Raw genomic sequence first — 4,098 nt, 5'->3', positions numbered from 1 at the left:
ATGGAATTGATAAGGAACTTTGAAAAATATAAAAAGTACAAAAGGGATGATGTTTTATTTGTTTACATAGGAACGGGAAGCATGGGTTTAGCAACGTATTCTAAGGGTTTGATTGATAGTTCTCAAAATATAAAAATAGGTTCTGTTAAAGTTTCAGAGATGCTCAGAGATTTGGAAGAAAACACATTACACTATAGTAATTTAATCAGAGAGTATTTAAACACATTTTATCAGCCTATAAAGGTTTGGCTTATTAATAAAAAGATCAAAACCTTTGTAACTTGTGGCAATGAAATTGAGTTTTTAGCTGGACTTTTGGGAAAAAATGAAGAAGAAGTATTAAACATTCCCCAAGAGGAGTTCGATAAACTTTTTCAGAATTTGAAATCAAAGAATGCCACCGAATTATCTAGAGAATACGATATTTCTGAAAGTAAAGCGAATTCTTTGTTATCAGCTTTAGCTTTTTATCGATTACTTTTAGAAGTATCAGGAGCTGAAAATATTTTAGTTTTTCCGAAGGTTAATTTAAGTAGGAGCTTGTTATTTCAACGGTTGTTGAGCAGAAAATATAGAAGATTTTTTAATTTATTGGAAAAGAGTACAATTATCTCTTCTAGAAATATAGGTAAAAGATATTTCTATGAGGAGACTCACAGTCAAACGGTAGAAAAATATGCGATAAAATTATTTGATGTTTTAGAACCGATCCATCAGTTAAGCAAAAGACATAGACTCCTTTTGCAAGTGGCTGCTATTTTACACGATATTGGAAAATATGTAAATATTAAGAAACATTATTTGCATTCGTATAACATAATTAAAGGCTCAGAGATCATAGGTTTAACTTCTAGAGAGTTAGACATTGTATCAAGGATCGCTTACTTCCACAGCGCTCAAGATTTGGAGATTGATGATTATTCATCACAATTGGAAAACATACCGGATAAGATTTTGATAACAAAGATGCTTGCCATATTGAGGCTTGCAGATGCCTTAGACGTCGCTCATGAGAGCAAATTGGGAGATATTGAAGTTAATTTAGAGGGTAATCATCTGATTATAACTACTCATACACCAAAGGAAACTTTGTTAGAAGAGTGGGCATTGAAAAGGAAGGATAATTTCTTTTTGGAAGTTTTTGGAATACTTCCAGAGTTATTGAAAAAAGTATAAAGGGATGAGATTTTATGGCAAAAACTAGTAGCAACAAAACTAAAGAAAAGAAAATAGATTTGAACGATTACAAATATTATAATAATAGAGAGCTAAGTTGGTTGGACTTTAATTTTAGAGTGTTAGAAGAGGCTTATGATGCAGCAAATCCTCTTTTAGAAAGAGTCAAATTTCTTTCCATAACCTCATCCAATCTTGAAGAGTTTTTCATGATAAGGGTAGCTGGCTTGGAAGAACAACTTCAAGCTGGTTTCGGTGGAATGGATATTTCTGGCTTAACTCCTAGAGATCAATTAATGAAGATCTCACAAAAAACCCATGAAATGGTGGAAATGCAATATAAATGTTTAGAAAGTGAGCTACTACCTTCTTTAGGAAAGGAGAACATCAAAGTTCTCAAAGTTAATGAGATTGATGAAGAAAAAAAAGAGTTTTTAGATAATTATTTTCAAACGACGGTTTTTCCCGTAGTAACTCCCATGGCTGTCGATCAAAGTAGACCATTTCCGATATTACCTGGTAGCGGCATAAATCTAGGTGTGGAGTTAGAAGATGAAAAAGGGGAAAGGTTATTTGCCTTTATACCCTTACCGACGATTTTTCCAAGATTTATAAATATTCCCTGCACGGATGGCACATGTTTATTTTTAACTGAAGATCTTTTAAAAATGCATTCTGATTTATTTTTTAGCGGATACAAAGTAATTGAGATTTCTGAGTTTAGAATCACACGTGATGGAGACCTTTCTATTGACGAAGATGATGCTAGAGATTTGTTAATTGAGATAGAAAGTTCACTTAAAGAAAGAAAAACAGGTTTTCCTGTCAAATTAGAAATATCCAAAAATATGGGAAAGAACCTGAGGGATTTCCTTGTAAATGCGCTAAGTTTAAGAAGTGATAATATTTATGAGATTTCCAATCTTTTAGATTTGAGTTCTCTTATGGAAATTGCTAATTTAGAAGGGTATGAGCATTTAAAATTTGAGTATTATTCTCCCCAACCTTCCCCAAGCTTTTATGGCAAGGAGGATATCTTTAAGGTAATTAGGGAAAAAGATGTTCTTTTACACCGCCCTTATGAGTCTTTTGAGCATGTGATAGATTTTTTAAGGCAGGCGGCAGAAGATCCTCAAGTGTTGGCAATCAAACAAACTTTGTACCGAGTTGGGAAAACATCTCCAATCATAGATTATCTTATTAAAGCAGCAGAGAACGGCAAGCAAGTTACCGTTGTGGTAGAAGTCAAAGCCAGATTTGATGAAGAAAATAATATCCAATGGGCTAAGGAGTTGGAAAAAGCGGGTTGCCACGTTGTTTATGGGCTTGTTGGATTAAAAGTACATGCAAAACTATTGTTGATTGTTAGAAGAGAAGAAAGTGGGATCAGGAGATACGTTCATATGAGTACAGGGAATTACAATTACATAACTGCAAAATTATATGAAGATATAGATTTTTTTACTTGTAAGGAAAGTTATGCTCAAGATGTATCAGCACTGTTCAACATCTTAACGGGTTATTCAAAACCTCCAACATGGAAAAAATTGGGAGTTGCCCCTACAAGTTTGAGGGAAACTTTTTTACGCTGGATTGATAATGAAATAGATGTAGTTAAAAAAGGTGGAAAAGGGAAAATAATAATAAAAGTGAATTCCTTGCTAGATGTATCTATAATAAAAGCCTTGTATAAGGCATCCATGGCTGGTGTGAAGGTTAACTTAATCGTTAGAGGGATATGTGCTTTAAAAGTAGGGATAAAAGGTGTTAGTGAAGGCATAACGGTTAGAAGTATCGTAGGAAGGTATTTAGAACATAGTAGAATATATTATTTTGAAAATAACGGATTACCTAAATTATTTATATCAAGTGCCGATTTAATGCCTCGAAATCTGGATAGAAGGGTTGAATCTTTGATACCAATAGAGCAGGAAGATTTGAAGCAACGATTGATAGATGTATTGAACCTTTATTTAAAAGATAATTTCAAAGCAAGAGAGTTACAACCGAATGGAGAGTATAAAAGACCAACGGGGAAAAAGTCGAAATTGTTTATAGTTCAAGAAGAGCTGATGAAGGAAGCAAAGAAAAAGTTTAGAAAATTTATAAAAAAGCAAGAAGTAGACAAGTTTAACTTTCCAAAATTAAAATAAAAAAGGGCTAAATGCCCTTTTTAATGTATGAAGAACACTCTGGCTTCTCCTGGATTGATTGTTACTCTTAAATGTGCATCCTGAACATTCCAAGAGCTTTCTCCTCTTCTGTAATTTTCCAACTTTGTTTGAATATTATGATCACTTTTCCAGGTATAATATCCAAGGTCTATATCAAAGAAGTACGGATTTTGAAAGTTGGTATTGATAGGTATGACAACTCCTTTTTCTCCGTTCCACCAAAACATTGCACTTGCATCATCAGAAAAATCAATAAAACGGTAATTGTTAGGATTTTTCAAAAGATCTTTGACTTCCTCTTTTAGTGTGCCTAATAAGGATAGTAATTTCACCATATGATGGTCTGTATCCCAGTGTAGGACATACCAATCAAAGAATGCAAGTTTGCCATAAAATTGATCTGTTGAAGGTAAATTTTTAAATCTTTCTTCCACGGGATCTTCTACATCTAGGCCTGTGTTCATAGGTTGAGGTTCAAAAAGCTCATATCCAGAGTTTATGAATGTTATTCCGTTTGGCATGAAAGTATTTACCACCGCTGTTAATTTTGAGAAAGTTTCTTTACCTTCTCTTGTAACCGCTCTTGGGGTATCTGGTGTTTCTGCAGTAGCAAATGTAGGTAAAGATAGTTTCGGTGCTATTTCTGAGATAAATTTTTTGAATTTGCCTTCTTTTATTCTTGGCTCAGCCCACCATGAATTTCCCAAAATTCCATCATAACCACTTTTTTTAGCTTTTATATGGTTGT

Annotated in this window: 2 protein-coding genes and 1 pseudogene; 2 read left to right on the top strand and 1 reads right to left on the bottom strand. The window is 33.5% G+C overall.

The features are described from left to right. On the top strand, positions 1-1,176 hold a 1,176-nt coding region (locus tag AA81_RS03430; protein ID WP_103898203.1), incomplete at its 5' end, for an HD domain-containing protein. A 14-nt stretch (positions 1,177-1,190) separates the two neighbouring features. Further along, positions 1,191-3,329 (top strand): RNA degradosome polyphosphate kinase, encoded by a 2,139-nt coding sequence (locus AA81_RS03425; RefSeq protein ID WP_103898202.1) that lies wholly within the window; start codon positions 1,191-1,193, stop codon positions 3,327-3,329. Positions 3,330-3,349: 20 nt separating this feature from the next. On the opposite strand, the pseudogene AA81_RS03420 reads toward AA81_RS03425, so the two are convergent. After that, positions 3,350-4,098 (bottom strand): annotated as a pseudogene (locus tag AA81_RS03420) (maltodextrin glycosyltransferase); the annotation flags it as partial.

This window comes from Petrotoga halophila DSM 16923 (genome assembly GCF_002924615.1).
Note: the sequence above shows the minus strand (reverse complement) of the source record. Positions and strands in the feature narration are given on the sequence as shown.

What these genes read in the sequence shown, in the direction of transcription:
- AA81_RS03425 (WP_103898202.1), top strand. Translation starts at nt 1,191, where the DNA reads ATGGCAAAAACTAGTAGCAACAAAACTAAAGAAAAGAAAATAGATTTG.